We start from the raw sequence: 15,557 nt of genomic DNA on the forward strand, positions 1-15,557 counted from the left end.
ACGACCTGGCCCAGCAGCAGAGCTGGCTGCGCCCGGTCGCCGACGCCATGAAGAACACCCGTAGCGGCCAGGCCGTGAACCTGGATGTCGACGAGGATGGCCTGTTGCACCAGGCCACGCGGGTCAGCCTGTTCAGCATGCCGGCCAGCGGCTGGACCATCGGCCTGGTCACGCCCCAGCAGCGCGTCACCGGCCTGGCCCGAGAACTGACCTGGGACCTGTTGCTGTTCCTCATCCCCCTGCTGACGATCCTCCTGGCCCTGGCCTGGTTCGCCGGACGCAAGCTGATCGCGCAACTGGAGGAGACCACCGAACAGATCGAATCGCTCGGCCAGGCTGCCAGCGGCAGCAGCGTGGAGCTGAAGATCGAGCGCGACGATGAGGTCGGCGCGCTACGCCGCGCGGTCAACCACTATGCAGGGCAACTGCGCACCATGCTCCAGCACATTGCCGAGGAAGCGGACAAACTGCAGGCCCAGGCCGGTGAGCTGGGCCGCCTCAGCCACACCCTGGCCCAGCGCGCCGAGCAGCAGCGTCAGGAGAATACCCAGTTGGCCGCGGCCATCACGCAGATGTCCTCCAGCGCCCAGGAAGTCGCGAGCAATACCAACGACTGCGCCGACACCGCCCAGCACTCGCTCGGCGTGGTCCAGCAGGGTCAGCGCCAGGTCGCCGCCAACAGCACGGCCATCCAGGCGCTATCCGGCGAGATGGCCTCTACCGCGAACATCATCAGCAAACTGGAACAGGACAGCCAGCAGGTCGGTGCGGTGCTGGACGTGATCAAGGCGATCTCCGAGCAGACCAATCTACTGGCCCTCAACGCGGCCATCGAAGCTGCGCGTGCCGGCGAGCAGGGGCGCGGCTTTGCCGTGGTCGCCGACGAGGTACGCACCCTGGCAGGCCGCACCCAGAGTTCGGCGGAAGAGATCAGCGCAATGATCATTACCCTGCAGCAGGCCTCACGCCAGGCCGTCGACGCCATTCAGTCCGGGGAAAAACGTACCCTGCACGCGGTGGATGAGGCCAGCGGCGCCGCCGAGGCGCTGTCCAGAACGGTGCAGAGTTTCGACGACATTTCCCAGCGCGCCCAGCAGATCGCCGTCGCCGCACAGCAGCAGAGCCATGTCACCCAGGAGATCAGCGAACTGGCCGTGCGCATACACAGCATCAGCGAAGACAACGCCCGCGATGCCGCCGACCTGGATCAGGTCAGCGGTGCCATGCAGGCGTTATCCAACCGCCTGGCCGAACTCAGCCATCACTGATAGACGGGCTAGCGGCTGCCTTCGGCGCCCTCGAACCAGGCCAGTTTCTCGCGCAGCTGCACCACTTCGCCGACTATCACCAGCGTCGGCGCGTGCACTTCGTGCTCGGCCACCAGCTGCGGCAGGCTGGCCAGGGTGCCGGTGAACACCCGCTGGCTCTGGGTGGTGCCCTGCTGCACCAGCGCGGCCGGAGTCTCGGCGCTGCGGCCATGGGCAACCAGTTCGCTGCAGATCTGCGGCAGACCGACCAGGCCCATGTAGAACACCAGCGTCTGCCCCGGCGCCACCAGGTCGGCCCAAGGTAGGTCGCAACTGCCATCCTTGAGATGACCCGTCACGAAACGCACCGACTGGGCGTGATCGCGGTGAGTCAGCGGAATGCCGGCGTAGGCGGCGCACCCCGAGGCGGCGGTGATGCCCGGCACCACCTGGAAAGGAATGCCCTCAGCGGCCAGCTCTTCGATCTCCTCGCCACCGCGGCCGAAGATGAACGGATCACCACCCTTGAGGCGCAGCACCCGTTTGCCGGCCTTGGCCAGGTCCACCAGGCGTCGATTGATCTGCTCCTGGGGCACGGCGTGCTCGGCGCGCTGCTTGCCCACGTAGATGCGCTCAGCATCGCGGCGGCACAACTCGATGATGGCCGGGGCCACCAGGCGGTCGTAGAGCACCACGTCGGCCTGCTGCATCAGGCGCAAGGCGCGGAACGTCAGCAGATCCGGGTCACCGGGGCCGGCACCGACCAGATAGACCTCGCCAAGAAACTCTTGCTGGTCGCCGGCGATCTTGGCCTCGAGCAGGCGCTCGGCTTCGGCGGTTTTGCCAGCGAACACACTCTCGGCGACCTGCCCCTGGAACACCTCTTCCCAGAACACCCGGCGGCGCTGCACATCCGGCAGCAGCGCTTTGACCTGGGCGCGAAAGCGCTTGGCCAGGCCGGCCAGTTGGCCGTAGGTGGCGGGAATCCAGGTTTCGATCTTGGCGCGGATCAGGCGCGCCAGCACTGGCGCATCGCCACCGCTGGTCACCGCGACGATCAGCGGCGAACGGTCGACGATGGCCGGGAAGATCACGCTGCACAATGCCGGCGCGTCCACCACGTTGACCGGAATGCCCAGCGCCTGCGCCTCGGTGGAGATGCGCGCATTGAGTGGTTCATCGTCGGTGGCGGCGATCACCAGGGCCACCCCCTGCAGGTCGGCCGCCTCATAGCCGCGCAACTGCACCGCTTCTGCCCCGGCCAGTTCGCACAGCTCGCCACGAACCTCCGGCGCCACTACACGCAGTCGTGCACCGGCATCGGCCAGCAGACGCGCCTTGCGCAGTGCGACCTCGCCACCACCAACGACCAGCACCTGGCGATTCTGCAGTTTGTGGAACAGCGGAAGAAAATCCATGGTTCAGCCTCACCAGAGATAAAAAAACGGGGTGGTCACGACCACCCCGTATTCTGCACTGCGATCCGGCGTTAGCCGATGATCTCGATACCGCCCATATAGGGCTTGAGCACGTCCGGCACGCGGATGCTGCCGTCGGCCTGCTGGTAGTTTTCCAGCACGGCCACCAGGGTGCGACCTACCGCCAGGCCGGAACCGTTGAGGGTGTGCACCAGCTCGGGCTTGCCGGTCTCCGGATTGCGATAGCGCGCCTGCATGCGCCGCGCCTGGAAGTCGCCACAGTTGGAGCAGGAGGAAATCTCGCGGTACTTGTCCTGGCTCGGTACCCAGACTTCCAGGTCGTAGGTCTTCACCGCGCCGAAGCCCATGTCGCCGGTGCACAGTGCCAGCTTGCGATACGGCAGCTCGAGCAGTTGCAGGACACGCTCGGCGTTGGCGGTCAGGCTCTCGAGCGCCTCGAACGACTTGCTCGGCTCGACGATCTGCACCATCTCGACCTTGTCGAACTGGTGCTGGCGGATCATCCCGCGGGTATCGCGGCCGGAGGCACCCGCTTCGCTGCGGAAGCAGGGAGTATGGGCGACGAACTTGATCGGCAGCTGCTTGGCGTCGAGGATCTCGCCGGCCACGATATTGGTCAGGGAAACTTCCGCGGTCGGAATCAGGTACAGATCGGCCTGATCCTCGCGAGCGATCTTGAACAGGTCTTCCTCGAACTTCGGCAACTGGCCGGTGCCCTGCAGGGCGCCCGCCTGCACCAGGTAGGGGGTATAGGCCTCTTCATAGCCGTGTTCGGCGGTGTGCAGGTTGATCATGAACTGCGCCAGGGCACGGTGCAGGCGGGCAATCGGTCCGCGCAGCAGGGCGAAGCGCGCGCCGGACAGCTTGGCGGCAGTCTCGAAGTCCAGCCAGCCATGCTGTTCACCGAGCGCGACGTGATCCTTGATCTCGAAGTCGAAGCTGCGTGGGGTGCCCCAGCGCGCCACCTCGACGTTTTCGTCCTCATCGGCACCGACCGGCACGGATTCGTGCGGCAGGTTGGGGATATTCAGCAACAGGTTGTCCAGCTCGGTCTGGATGGCGTCCAGCTCACGCTTGCCGGCCTCCAGATCACTGCCCATCTTGTCCACTTCCGCCAGCAACGGTGCAATGTCCTCGCCGCGAGCCTTGGCCTGGCCAATGGACTTGGAGCGGGAGTTGCGTTCGGCCTGCAGCTGTTCGGTGCGGGTCTGTACCGACTTACGCTGGCTTTCGAGGGCTTCGAAGCGTGCCACATCCAGTTGGAAGCCACGGGTGGCCAGGCGGGCAGCGACTTCTTCGAGCTGGCCGCGAACAAGTTTGGAATCAAGCATGGTCTGGTTCTCAACGATCGAATGAACGCCGACTGTCAGTCGGTCTCAAGTGCTGCGCAGTTTACGGACTTAGCGCCGGCAAGCCGAGCCCTTTTGCCAGGAAATCCAGCATCCTCTTGCATTTGCCGGCATAAGCCTTTCTCCTTTAGCAAACCTTGATACAGGGGGCCTCGTGCTCAAGTCCGTTATCGCCATCGCCCTCGGCGCCTCCGCCGGCGCCGTACTGCGCTGGCTGCTCGGCCTCAAGCTGAACAGCCTGTTCCCTGCCATCCCCCCGGGGACCCTGGTAGCCAATTTGGTGGGCGGTTACATCATCGGCCTGGCCATCGCCTACTTCGCCAACGCACCGCAGCTTTCGCCGGAGTGGCGCCTGCTGGTGGTCACCGGTTTCTGCGGTGGACTCACCACCTTCTCGACCTTCTCCGCAGAAACCCTGACACTGATCCAACAGGGGCGCCCCGCCCTGGCGTTGGGTGCCATCGGCCTGCACGTGAGCGGCTCGCTGTTGGCCACTTTTGCCGGCCTGATCAGTTGGCAATGGCTGACGCGCTAAACGAGGTCTCTCCCATGAATGGCTATCTGCTGACCTTCTTCACCCAACAGGACCGCAAGCACGCCGGCAAGCCGCTGGCAGAGTGGCTGTTGCAACTGGCTCGCGACCTGAACCTGCGCGGCGCGACCCTGGTACCCGCGACGGAAGGCTACGGCCATGGCCGACGAGTACATTCGGCGCATTTCTTCGAGCTGGCAGACCAGCCGCTGGAAGTGGTACTGGCGGTGAGCGAGGACGAGTGCGAGCTTCTGTTCCAGCGCCTGCGCGATGAAGGCGTGAAGCTGTTCTACGTCAAGGCACCCATCGAGTTCGGCACCCTCGGCGAAAGCTGATCAGCGTCGCCGTTGGCGCGGGCTCTGCCGGTCCAGCTGAGCCAGACGCTCCAGTTTCTCGCGGATCTTCAACTCCAGGCCGCGCGGCACCGGCTCGTAGTAACGCCGCGGCTCCAGCTCTTCCGGGAAGTAGTCTTCGCCGGCGGCATAGGCTTCCGGCTCGTCGTGGGCGTAGCGGTATTCCTCGCCATAGCCCAACTGCTTCATCAGCTTGGTCGGCGCGTTGCGCAGGTGCAGCGGCACCTCCAGCGAGCCGTGCTCGGCGACATCGCGCAGGGCTGCCTTGAAGCCCATGTACACCGCATTGCTTTTCGGCGCACAGGCCAGGTAGACGATGGCCTGGACCACCGCCAACTCGCCCTCGGGGCTACCCAGACGCTCCTGCACATCCCAGGCATTGAGGCACAGGGTCAGGGCGCGCGGGTCGGCATTGCCGATGTCCTCGCTGGCCATGCGCACCACTCGCCGCGCCAGGTACAACGGGTCGCAGCCGCCGTCGATCATGCGCGCATACCAGTACAGCGCGGCATCCGGGTTGGAGCCGCGCACCGACTTGTGCAGCGCGGAAATCTGGTCGTAGAAGGCCTCGCCGCCCTTGTCGAAACGCCGGCGGCTGTCGCCCAGCAGGTTCTGCAACAGCTCGACGCCCAGCTCGTCGCCATCCTCTGCCAGGTCGGCGGCATTCTCCAGCAGGTTGAGCAGACGCCGACCATCACCATCGGCAGCGGCCAAGAGGATCTGGAAGCTCTCGTCCGGCAAGCTGAGGCGCCGCTGGCCGAGCCCCTTGTCCTCGCCCAGGGCACGCGTCACCAGCTTGCGCATGGCCGCCTCATCGAGGCTCTTGAGCACATAGACACGGGCCCGCGAGAGCAGTGCGTTGTTCAGCTCGAACGAGGGGTTCTCGGTGGTCGCGCCGATGAAGATCAGCGTGCCGTCTTCGACATAGGGTAGGAAGGCATCCTGCTGGCTCTTGTTGAAGCGATGCACTTCGTCGACGAAGAGAATGGTGCGGCGGCCGTACTGGGCGGCCTGCTGCTTGGCCATGTCGACCGCCTGGCGGATCTCCTTGACCCCGGACAGCACGGCGGAAATGGTCTCGAAGTGCGCATCGGAAACCTGCGCCAGCAGCTTGGCCAGCGTGGTCTTGCCGACCCCTGGCGGCCCCCAGAAGATCATCGAGTGCAGGGCACCCTGCTCCAGCGCCTCGCGCAGCGGTTTGCCCGGCCCCAGCACATGTTCCTGACCGACGTACTCGTCCAGGCTGGTGGCGCGCAGGCGCGCCGCCAGAGGCTGGGCAACCGGGCTTGCGCGAAACAGGTCCACCGCGACCTCTTACTCCTGGATGACGTCGGCGCCCTCGGGCACTTCGAAGTCGAACAGCCCGGCTTCCAGCGGCTGGTTCAGCTTCACCCCGAGGAACAGGATATTGGTGCGCTGGCCGATGCTGTCGATCAGCTGCATGTCGTTGATCACGCCCTTGCGGAAGGACAGCCGCAGGCTGTCGAACAGGCTGTCCTTGGCCTTGGGCTTGAGGATGAAGTCGACCACGTCGCCACCTTCCTTGAAGGTGATGTCGAAATTCTCGCGAATCTTCGACACATCACCCGACAGCAGCAGCGCCGGGGTGTTGGTCAGACGCTGATCGAGAGCCTGGATGGTCACCTGCATCAGGTCCGGGTCGTACAGCCAGACTTTCTGACCGTTGGATACCAGCAACTGCTCCTGCGGTGCGTCGGTGTGCCAGCGGAACAGACCCGGGCGCTTGAGCGCCATCTGTCCGGCGGTTTCCTGCAGTTGCGTACCCGAACCGTCCAGGGTCAGCTGGGAGAAACGCCCACTGATGGTCTGGGCCTGGTCGAGCAGACCGGTCAGGCGTTTGACGGCAGCCTCGTCGTCGGCGTGAGCAGATACGGCGCCACAGGCCAGAGTGGCCAGCAGCAACATGCGGATCAGGCGCATGAAAATCCTCTTCGTTAGTCGCGGGACGGCCCTGGCGCTATGACTTCGCGCGAGCCGTTGGTGTTCATCTGGGTTACCACGCCGGCCATTTCCATGGCCTCGATCATGCGCGCGGCGCGGTTGTAGCCGATCTTCAGCTTGCGCTGCACGGCGGAAATGGAGGCACGGCGGCTTTCCAGCACGAAGTTGACGGCCTCGTCGTACAGCGGATCTTCCTCGCTGCCCTCGCCGCCTTCGCCACTGCCACCACCTTCGAAGCCGCTGCCGGACTCTTCCACGCCGGCCAGGATGTCTTCGATGTAGTCCGGCGCACCACGCTGTTTCCAGGCCTCGACGACGCGGTGTACCTCGTCGTCGGAGACGAAGGCACCGTGCACGCGGATCGGCAGGCCGGTACCCGGCGGCAGGTAGAGCATGTCACCGTGGCCCAGCAGCTGTTCAGCGCCACCCTGGTCGAGGATGGTGCGCGAGTCGATCTTGCTGGAGACCTGGAAGGCCATGCGGGTTGGAATGTTGGCCTTGATCAGACCAGTGATCACGTCCACCGACGGGCGCTGGGTGGCGAGGATCAGGTGGATGCCGGCAGCCCGCGCCTTCTGCGCGATACGCGCGATCAGCTCTTCGACCTTCTTGCCGACGATCATCATCATGTCGGCGAATTCGTCGACCACCACGACAATGGTCGGCAGGGTCTTCAGCAGCGGCGCTTCGTCCTCCATCGACTGGCGCTTGTACAGCGGGTCGGACAGCGGCGTGCCCGCCTCTTCGGCATCCTTGACCTTGCGGTTGAAGCCGGCCAGGTTGCGCACGCCCATGGCCGCCATCAGCTTGTAGCGACGCTCCATTTCGGCCACCGACCAGCGCAGCGCGTTGGCGGCTTCCTTCATGTCGGTCACCACGGGGCACAACAGGTGTGGGATGCCCTCGTAGATCGACAGCTCGAGCATCTTCGGGTCGATCATGATCATCCGGGCGTCTTCCGGCCCGGACTTGAACAGGATCGACAGGATCATCGCGTTGACGCCCACCGACTTACCGGAGCCGGTAGTACCGGCCACCAGCAGGTGCGGCATCTTGGCCAGGTCGGTAATGATCGGCTTACCGCCGATATCGTGCCCCAGGGCCAGGGTTACCGGCGACTTGGCGTTGTCATACTCGGGCGAGGACAGCACCTCGGAGAAGCGCACGATCTGCCGATCCTCGTTGGGAATCTCGATGCCGACCGTGGTCTTGCCCGGAATCACCTCGACCACCCGCACGCTGATCACCGCCAGCGAACGCGCCAGGTCCTTAGCCAGGTTGGAGATGCGGCTGACCTTGACGCCGATACCCGGCTGGATTTCGAAACGGGTGATCACCGGGCCCGGATGCACGGACTCCACCACCACTTCGACGCCGAACTCCTTGAGTTTGATCTCCAGCAGGCGCGACATGGCCTCGAGGGATTCGGGAGAGAAGCTTTTCTGCTTCTTCTCCGCGGCATCGAGGATGGAGATCGGCGGCAAGGTGCCAGCCACCGCAGCGTCCTCGAACAGCTGAACCTGTTTCTCCTTGAGTACGCGCTTGCTCGGCTCGGCGGCCTTTGGCGGTGGCGGCGGTGCGATCACCGGCGCGGGGCGACTCTCGCGCTCCGTCATGTGCTTGCTCAGGGATTCCTCGCGGGCGATCAGGCGCTCCTTGACCTTGGCCTGTTCGCGACGATCACTCACCACCGGGGCGGCAACCTCGGTAACCCGTTCATCCACTTCGCGCAGCTGGGCGACCAGCTGCTTGCGCTGTACACGCGCCTCCCACCAACGGGTGATCAGGCTCTGTACCAGCTCGATCAGATCGAGGGTGATCTTGCCGGTCAGGTCCATCACCTTGAACCAGGACAGGTCGGCGAACGCAGTCAGGCCGAACAGGAAGAGCGACAGGAACAACAATGTGCTGCCCTGCACATTGAAAATGTCTTGAGCCAACTGGCCGAGACTCTCGCCCAAGGCGCCGCCAGCCGAAGCGGGCAAGCCCGGCGCAGACTGGAACTGAATGTGCGCTAGACCAGCGCCAGCGAGCACCAGGAAAACGAGGCCGATCAGGCGCCAGGAAAACATCCAGCCATTCCACTGCCACGGTTGATGCCGCGTACGGAAGACCTGCCAGGTTCTGACGGCAAGTAGCAGAGGAAATATGTAAGCGAAATAACCGAGCGCCATGAACAGGATGTCGGCAAACCAGGCTCCCGCACGGCCGGCAGCATTGTGTACCTGCGCGGAACTGCTGGTGTGGCTCCAGCCGGGGTCGTTCTGGTCATAGGACAGCAGCGCCATCCACAGAATCAGGCAGAGCGCCCCCAGGGCGATCAGCGCGCCCTCCTTGAGGCGATACTGCAGGTGCTGGCGCCAGGCCGGAACCTGAGCTGTTGTGCTGGAATTCTTCAAAACGCGGTCATTCCTGCGCCCGGGGCGCGACTGGCGATAGAGTGGACACGAAAATGCGCGACCATTGTACAAATTTACAGGTATCGCGCCAGGCCACGGTACCGTTTTGCCGGCCACTACCGCTTCGGGTAGGATACCCGGCTATCCCTCACGTGCAGCTCAATTGGAGCATGCATTCTCTTTTGTGACAAAGGCTTATGAGGTCTTTTTATGAGCGAAGTCAAGCATTCACGCCTGATCATCCTGGGCTCCGGCCCGGCGGGCTACACCGCCGCCGTCTACGCAGCCCGCGCCAACCTCAAGCCTGTTGTCATCACTGGCATTCAGCCTGGCGGCCAGCTCACCACCACCACCGAGGTCGACAACTGGCCCGGCGATGTGCACGGCCTGACAGGTCCGGCTCTGATGCAACGCATGCAGGAGCACGCCGAGCGCTTTGAGACCGAGATCGTCTACGACCACATCCACACCGCCGAGTTGCAGAGCAAGCCCTTCACCCTCAAGGGCGACAGCGGCACCTATACCTGCGACGCCCTGATCATCGCCACCGGCGCCAGCGCTCAGTACCTTGGCCTGCCCTCCGAAGAAGCCTTCGCTGGCAAGGGCGTTTCCGCCTGCGCGACCTGCGACGGCTTCTTCTATCGCAACCAGGTGGTCTGCGTCATCGGCGGCGGCAACACTGCTGTCGAAGAGGCGCTGTACCTGTCCAACATCGCCAAGGAAGTGCACCTGGTCCACCGCCGCGACAAGCTGCGCTCGGAGAAGATCCTGCAGGACAAGCTGTTCGAAAAAGCCGCCAACGGCAACGTGCGCCTGCACTGGAACCACACCCTGGACGAGGTGCTGGGCGACAACACCGGCGTGACCGGCGTGCGCCTGCGCAACACCGTCGACGGCAGCAACAAGGAACTGCAACTGGCCGGCGTATTCATCGCCATCGGTCATAAACCCAATACCGACCTGTTCCAGGGCCAACTGGAAATGCGTGACGGCTACCTGATTGTTCAGGGCGGACTCGAGGGCAATGCCACCGCCACCAGCATCGAAGGTGTATTCGCCGCTGGCGACGTGGCCGATCACGTCTATCGCCAGGCGATCACCTCGGCCGGCGCCGGCTGCATGGCCGCACTCGACGCCGAAAAATACCTCGACGTCTAAGCGCCTGCGGGCGGATGCCATACATCCGCCCCGCCCTCCCCCGCCCATGCTGACCTGGCTGCAACGCGACTCGCTGGACTTCCCGCCACTGGAGAAGGCCTTGCGCGAACCCGAAGGCCTGCTCGCCGCGGGCGGCGACCTGTCTGCCGCCAGACTGGTCGCCGCCTATCGGCATGGCTGCTTCCCCTGGTTCGCCGAAGGACAACCGCTGCTCTGGTGGTCACCGGATCCGCGCACCGTGCTGTTTCCGAATGAATTCCACCTGTCGCGCAGCCTGGCCAAGCTTCTGCGCCAACAGCGCCTGCGCGTGACATTCGACCGGGATTTTGCTGCAGTCATCCAGGGCTGCGCGGCGCCGCGCCAGTATGCCGATGGCACCTGGATCACAACCGCCATGCGCGACGCCTACCTGGAACTGCACCGACTTGGCCATGCTCACTCGGTAGAAGTTTGGGATGGCGAACAACTGGTCGGCGGCCTCTATGGCCTGGCCATGGGGCGACTGTTCTTTGGCGAGTCCATGTTCAGTCGCGTCGACAACGCATCCAAAATCGGCTTCGCCACCCTGGTTGGGAAATTGCGTGAATGGGGCTTCGTCCTGATCGACTGCCAGATGCCAACCAGCCATCTGCATAGCTTCGGCGCCCGCCCTATAGCACGCAGCGAGTTTGCCAGCTACCTGCGCCAGTACCTGGACCAACCCAGCGAAGCCGACTGGCGCACCTGAAAGCCCCCTGTGGTAGCAGCCGGCATGCTGACATACACTTGCCCCAAGGGATTTCCCGAGGGTTGACCATGACCGAGCTGGCTCGCCTCAAGTTCTACGCCACTCAGCCGCATCCATGTAGCTATCTGCCAGAAGAACAAGCCACCACGCTGTTCCTCGACCCCAGCCAGCCCATGGACGTGCAGGTTTATGCCGAGCTCTCCGAAATGGGCTTCCGCCGCAGCGGCGACCACCTCTACCGGCCCCACTGCCAACGCTGCACCGCCTGCGTGCCGGCACGCATTCCTGCTGATCAGTTCATCCCCAGCCGCCAGCAGAAACGCATCCTCAAACGCAACGCAGACATCCAGGTCACAGTCGTTCGCCCTGCGTTCAGCGAGGAGTATTACGATCTTTACGTGCGCTACATCGAGCAACGCCATGCCGATGGCGACATGTACCCACCCAGCCGCGAACAGTTCAGCACCTTCCTGGTTCGCGACCTGCCCTTTGCCCGCTTTTACGAGTTCCGCCTGTCTGGCCGCCTGGTTGCCGTCGCCGTCACCGACGCCCTGCCGAACGGTCTCTCGGCGGTGTATACCTTCTACGATCCAGCCGAGGAGAAACGCAGCCTCGGCCGCTTCGCCATCCTCTGGCAGATCGGCGAAACCGCTCGCCTCGGCCTGCAGGCCGTCTACCTCGGCTACTGGATCAAAAACTGCCGGAAGATGAGCTACAAGACCCAATACCGCCCCATCGAGCTATTCATCAATCAGCGCTGGACCCTCCTGACCTGAGCAAAAGCCTGCAGCCACTGGCTTCAAGCGACCCTACCCGAGCATCAAGGTACTTTCCCGACCCGCCAGCCACTTGGCGTCTCACATCCTTTTCGGGCACAATGCACGCCGCTTTTGCTCGGGCACCTATGCGCCGAGCCAATCTTTGGATACCGAGGGCTTTACTGCATGTCGAAAGAAGACAGCTTCGAAATGGAAGGTACTGTCGTCGACACCCTGCCCAACACCATGTTCCGTGTGGAGTTGGAAAACGGGCACGTCGTTACCGCGCACATCTCCGGAAAGATGCGCAAGAACTACATCCGCATTCTGACTGGTGACAAGGTCCGGGTTGAGCTGACGCCCTATGACCTGAGCAAGGGCCGCATCACCTACCGCGCCCGCTGATTCCCAGACAACGGAATCCGAATGCAAAAACGCCCGGCTGAGCCGGGCGTTTTTGTTTGTCGCCATGCCTCAGGCCGGCTCTGCCGTTGTCTCGAACTCGAAGTGCAGCTCTTCGCCTTCCAGATCGACATGCACCAGGCCGCCATGCTCGGCCAGCTCACCGAACAGGATTTCCTCGGCCAGCGGCCGCTTGATCTTGTCCTGAATCAGCCTGGCCATCGGCCGCGCACCCATCTGCGCATCGTAACCGCGTTCCGCCAACCAGCCGCGCGCAGCATCGCTGACCTCCAGCTGCACTCGCTTGTCCTCCAGCTGCGCCTGCAGCTCGGTAAGGAACTTGTCGACGATGCTCTTGATCACTTCGTGGGTCAGGCGACCAAACTGGATGATGGTGTCCAGGCGATTACGGAACTCCGGCGTGAAGCTCTTCTTGATAACTTCCATGGCATCGGACGAATGGTCCTGCTGCGTGAAGCCAATCGACGCCCGCGCTGCGGTTTCCGCCCCGGCATTGGTGGTCATCACCAGAATCACGTTGCGGAAGTCCGCCTTGCGACCGTTGTTATCGGTCAGCGTGCCGTGATCCATCACCTGCAGCAGCAGATTGAAGACCTCCGGGTGAGCTTTCTCGATCTCGTCCAGCAAGAGCACGCAATGCGGCTGCTTGGTGATCGCCTCGGTCAGCAGGCCTCCTTGATCGAACCCGACGTAGCCAGGCGGCGCACCGATCAAGCGCGATACGGTATGACGCTCCATGTACTCGGACATGTCGAAGCGCACCAACTCGATTCCCATGGCCTTCGCCAACTGGCGAGCCACCTCGGTCTTGCCCACACCGGTCGGACCGGCAAACAGGAAAGAGCCAACCGGCTTGTCCGGCGCCTTGAGCCCGGCACGGGATAGCTTGATGGCCGTGGACAACGAATCAATCGCGGCATCCTGACCAAACACTGTCAGCTTGAGATCACGCTCCAGGTTGCGCAGCAGCTCCTTGTCCGAGCTACTGACATGCTTTGGCGGAATCCGCGCGATCTTCGCAACGATGTCCTCGACCTGAGCCACCTCGATGCGTTTGGCCCGCTTCTCTTCCGGCTGCAGCCGCTGGTAGGCGCCCGCCTCGTCGATCACATCGATGGCCTTGTCCGGCATGTGCCTATCGTTGATATAGCGCGCCGCCAGCTCTGCCGCTGCGCGCAGCGCCTCATCGCTGTACTCGATATGGTGGTGCTGCTCGAAGCGTGCCTTGAGGCCCTTAAGGATACCCACGGTGTCCTCGACAGAAGGCTCGGAAACATCGACTTTCTGGAAACGCCGCGCCAGTGCGCGATCCTTCTCGAAGATGCCACGAAACTCCTGAAAGGTCGTGGAGCCGATGCAACGTATCTCACCCGAAGACAACAAGGGTTTGAGCAGGTTGGAAGCATCCATCACCCCGCCAGAAGCTGCGCCAGCGCCAATAATGGTGTGGATCTCATCGATAAACAGGATTGCATGTGGGCGCTTGCGCAGCTCGTTGAGCAAGGCTTTAAAGCGCTTCTCGAAGTCGCCGCGGTACTTGGTACCGGCCAGCAACGCCCCGAGATCAAGGGAGTAGACCACGCTCTCGGACAGCAGGTCAGGAACCTGGCCATCGACAATACGCTTGGCCAGCCCCTCGGCAATGGCGGTCTTGCCTACGCCCGCCTCACCCACAAGCAGCGGGTTGTTCTTGCGCCGCCGCGCAAGAATCTGCGCGACACGCTCAACTTCGTGCTCTCGCCCGACCAGCGGATCGATACGCCCCTGCCGGGACAACTCGTTAAGGTTGCTGGCATAAGCATCCAGCGGATTCCCGGAAGAGACCGACTCGCCCCCCTCCTCATCCGACATTTCCTGTTCGCTGTCGCTGTGATCGACATGCCCCGGCACCTTGGAAATGCCATGGGCGATGTAATTGACCACATCGATACGTGCAACGCTCTGCTGCTTGAGCAGGAACACAGCCTGACTTTCCTGCTCACTGAAGATCGCCACCAGCACGTTGGCACCAGTGACTTCGCGCTTGCCAGAACTCTGCACATGAAAGACGGCACGTTGCAGTACGCGTTGAAAACCGAGCGTAGGCTGGGTTTCGCGCTCCTCATCGTGCTGCGGAATCAGCGGCGTGGTGGAGTCGATAAACTCCTGTAGATCATGGCGGAGCTTGTCCAGATTGGCGCCACAGGCGCGCAGCACGGTTGCAGCGGCCTCGTTATCCAGCAACGCAAGAAGCAGGTGCTCGACCGTCATGAACTCATGGCGCTTGGCACGTGCCTCCTTGAAGGCCAGATTGAGGGTGACTTCCAGCTCTCGATTCAACATAGCTTCACCTCTTGCCCAAGCGGGACGACATCAGTCGTCCTTCTCTATCTCACAGAGTAGCGGATGCTGGCTGTCCCGAGCGTACTGGTTGACCTGCATTGCCTTGGTCTCTGCGATATCGCGGGTAAACAGCCCACAGACTGCCTTACCTTCAGTGTGAACGGTCAGCATAACCTTGGTCGCCTGCTCACGGTTCATTCCGAAGAACACCTCCAGGACTTCGACCACGAAATCCATGGGCGTGTAATCGTCGTTAAACATCAGAACCTTATACATCGGCGGAGCCTGCAGAGCCGGCTTCGCCTCCTGCACCGCCAACCCCGAGGAATCATCCTCACGAGCATCAGGTCGATCCTGATTGAATGTTAGTCGAATCTGGCTACGTGAATGCATGCTGAACTGATTGAGTCATTACCGGTCAGAGGGTGATGCTAGACGGACTTTGACAGGCTTCTCAGCCATCCGCTCTAGCACCTTGACTAAAGGCGAAACGGTGTTACAAACAGTGAATACCCTACTTGGGTATCGGGGTTCCGCGGCTAGCGCCTTAATGGCCGAAGTCGGGCGTGGAGCTGAAGTGGATGATACTCCAGTGATGGAGTCCTTTGCAGAGGGATGTCAGCATGCTTAGCGGTAAGGTCAAGTGGTTCAACAACGCCAAGGGCTACGGGTTCATCGTCGCTGACGGCCGAGATGAGGACCTGTTCGCCCATTACTCGGCCATCCAGATGGACGGCTATAAGACTCTCAAGGCCGGCCAAGCGGTCAAGTTCGATATTGTGCAGGGTCCCAAGGGCTTGCACGCAGTCAATATCAGCTCGGCTCTGGCAACCAGTGAATCTCCGGCAGCCACCAGCCTGCCACAAAGCACTCCAGTAGAAGCCTGAA

General features: G+C 62.8%; 15 protein-coding genes. 8 read left to right on the forward strand and 7 right to left on the reverse strand.

The window, feature by feature from the left end; genetic code table 11:
* The first annotated feature begins 47 nt into the window (after positions 1 to 47).
* Positions 48 to 1,268 (forward strand): methyl-accepting chemotaxis protein, encoded by a 1,221-nt coding sequence (locus tag AYB31_RS22255; RefSeq protein WP_442961800.1) that lies wholly within the window; start codon positions 48 to 50, stop codon positions 1,266 to 1,268.
* Between the two features lie 8 nt (positions 1,269 to 1,276).
* Here AYB31_RS22255 and cysG read toward each other — a convergent pair whose 3' ends face one another.
* The gene (gene cysG / locus AYB31_RS08825; protein ID WP_068827801.1) at positions 1,277 to 2,665 is read right to left on the reverse strand and encodes a siroheme synthase CysG; all 1,389 of its coding nucleotides are present in this window, start codon (positions 2,663 to 2,665) and stop codon (positions 1,277 to 1,279) included.
* 71 nt (positions 2,666 to 2,736) lie between these two features.
* On the reverse strand, positions 2,737 to 4,017 hold the full coding sequence (gene serS, locus AYB31_RS08830) for a serine--tRNA ligase (RefSeq protein WP_068827803.1): 1,281 nt from the start codon (positions 4,015 to 4,017) through the stop codon (positions 2,737 to 2,739).
* Between the two features lie 172 nt (positions 4,018 to 4,189).
* On the opposite strand from serS, the gene crcB reads away from it, so the two are divergent.
* Positions 4,190 to 4,570, forward strand: coding sequence for a fluoride efflux transporter CrcB (gene crcB, locus AYB31_RS08835; RefSeq protein ID WP_068827805.1), 381 nt, complete (start codon positions 4,190 to 4,192; stop codon positions 4,568 to 4,570).
* 14 nt (positions 4,571 to 4,584) lie between these two features.
* Positions 4,585 to 4,902 (forward strand): DUF190 domain-containing protein, encoded by a 318-nt coding sequence (locus AYB31_RS08840; RefSeq protein WP_068827808.1) that lies wholly within the window; start codon positions 4,585 to 4,587, stop codon positions 4,900 to 4,902.
* Here the strand turns inward: AYB31_RS08840 and AYB31_RS08845 are convergent, their stop codons facing one another.
* From AYB31_RS08845 to ftsK, 3 genes are read right to left on the reverse strand one after another with little or no spacing between them, the layout of a single operon-like run.
* On the reverse strand, positions 4,903 to 6,225 hold the full coding sequence (locus tag AYB31_RS08845) for a replication-associated recombination protein A (RefSeq protein ID WP_068827809.1): 1,323 nt from the start codon (positions 6,223 to 6,225) through the stop codon (positions 4,903 to 4,905).
* Positions 6,226 to 6,234: 9 nt separating this feature from the next.
* Positions 6,235 to 6,861 (reverse strand): outer membrane lipoprotein chaperone LolA, encoded by a 627-nt coding sequence (lolA, locus tag AYB31_RS08850; protein WP_068827811.1) that lies wholly within the window; start codon positions 6,859 to 6,861, stop codon positions 6,235 to 6,237.
* Positions 6,862 to 6,875: 14 nt separating this feature from the next.
* Positions 6,876 to 9,281, reverse strand: coding sequence for a DNA translocase FtsK (ftsK, locus tag AYB31_RS08855; protein WP_162493004.1), 2,406 nt, complete (start codon positions 9,279 to 9,281; stop codon positions 6,876 to 6,878).
* Between the two features lie 210 nt (positions 9,282 to 9,491).
* Here ftsK and trxB point away from each other — a divergent pair, with 210 nt between their 5' ends.
* The 4 genes from trxB to infA all read left to right on the forward strand — a co-directional run bounded on the left by trxB (position 9,492) and on the right by infA (position 12,329).
* A complete protein-coding gene (gene trxB / locus AYB31_RS08860; RefSeq protein ID WP_068827813.1) occupies positions 9,492 to 10,439 on the forward strand; it encodes a thioredoxin-disulfide reductase in 948 nt (315 codons plus the stop codon).
* 46 nt (positions 10,440 to 10,485) lie between these two features.
* The gene (gene aat, locus AYB31_RS08865; RefSeq protein WP_068827815.1) at positions 10,486 to 11,166 is read left to right on the forward strand and encodes a leucyl/phenylalanyl-tRNA--protein transferase; all 681 of its coding nucleotides are present in this window, start codon (positions 10,486 to 10,488) and stop codon (positions 11,164 to 11,166) included.
* A gap of 68 nt (positions 11,167 to 11,234) precedes the next feature.
* Complete coding sequence (locus tag AYB31_RS08870) at positions 11,235 to 11,942, forward strand: arginyltransferase (protein WP_068827816.1); 708 nt, start codon at positions 11,235 to 11,237, stop codon at positions 11,940 to 11,942.
* 168 nt (positions 11,943 to 12,110) lie between these two features.
* Entirely contained in the window at positions 12,111 to 12,329 is a 219-nt protein-coding gene (infA, locus tag AYB31_RS08875; protein WP_002553999.1) for a translation initiation factor IF-1, read from the forward strand.
* Positions 12,330 to 12,398: 69 nt separating this feature from the next.
* Here infA and clpA read toward each other — a convergent pair whose 3' ends face one another.
* Complete coding sequence (clpA, locus tag AYB31_RS08880) at positions 12,399 to 14,669, reverse strand: ATP-dependent Clp protease ATP-binding subunit ClpA (RefSeq protein ID WP_068827818.1); 2,271 nt, start codon at positions 14,667 to 14,669, stop codon at positions 12,399 to 12,401.
* A 30-nt stretch (positions 14,670 to 14,699) separates the two neighbouring features.
* Entirely contained in the window at positions 14,700 to 15,062 is a 363-nt protein-coding gene (gene clpS / locus AYB31_RS08885; protein ID WP_068827820.1) for an ATP-dependent Clp protease adapter ClpS, read from the reverse strand.
* A gap of 230 nt (positions 15,063 to 15,292) precedes the next feature.
* Between clpS and cspD the strand changes: the two genes are divergently transcribed.
* A complete protein-coding gene (gene cspD, locus AYB31_RS08890; RefSeq protein ID WP_068827822.1) occupies positions 15,293 to 15,556 on the forward strand; it encodes a cold shock domain-containing protein CspD in 264 nt (87 codons plus the stop codon).
* The last annotated feature ends 1 nt before the right edge of the window (position 15,557 follow it).

Origin of the sequence: Pseudomonas sp. BMS12 (assembly GCF_001592875.1) — a bacterium.
In the GTDB taxonomy this organism is placed as follows: Bacteria; Pseudomonadota; Gammaproteobacteria; order Pseudomonadales; family Pseudomonadaceae; genus Aquipseudomonas.

Coding starts and splice junctions, on each gene's coding strand:
- cysG (WP_068827801.1), bottom strand. CDS start 2,665: ATGGATTTTCTTCCGCTGTTCCACAAACTGCAGAATCGCCAGGTGCTG.
- cspD (WP_068827822.1), top strand. CDS start 15,293: ATGCTTAGCGGTAAGGTCAAGTGGTTCAACAACGCCAAGGGCTACGGG.
- AYB31_RS08870 (WP_068827816.1), top strand. CDS start 11,235: ATGACCGAGCTGGCTCGCCTCAAGTTCTACGCCACTCAGCCGCATCCA.
- infA (WP_002553999.1), top strand. CDS start 12,111: ATGTCGAAAGAAGACAGCTTCGAAATGGAAGGTACTGTCGTCGACACC.
- lolA (WP_068827811.1), bottom strand. CDS start 6,861: ATGCGCCTGATCCGCATGTTGCTGCTGGCCACTCTGGCCTGTGGCGCC.
- AYB31_RS08840 (WP_068827808.1), top strand. CDS start 4,585: ATGAATGGCTATCTGCTGACCTTCTTCACCCAACAGGACCGCAAGCAC.
- trxB (WP_068827813.1), top strand. CDS start 9,492: ATGAGCGAAGTCAAGCATTCACGCCTGATCATCCTGGGCTCCGGCCCG.
- aat (WP_068827815.1), top strand. CDS start 10,486: ATGCTGACCTGGCTGCAACGCGACTCGCTGGACTTCCCGCCACTGGAG.
- serS (WP_068827803.1), bottom strand. CDS start 4,017: ATGCTTGATTCCAAACTTGTTCGCGGCCAGCTCGAAGAAGTCGCTGCC.
- clpS (WP_068827820.1), bottom strand. CDS start 15,062: ATGCATTCACGTAGCCAGATTCGACTAACATTCAATCAGGATCGACCT.
- clpA (WP_068827818.1), bottom strand. CDS start 14,669: ATGTTGAATCGAGAGCTGGAAGTCACCCTCAATCTGGCCTTCAAGGAG.
- AYB31_RS22255 (WP_442961800.1), top strand. CDS start 48: ATGAAGAACACCCGTAGCGGCCAGGCCGTGAACCTGGATGTCGACGAG.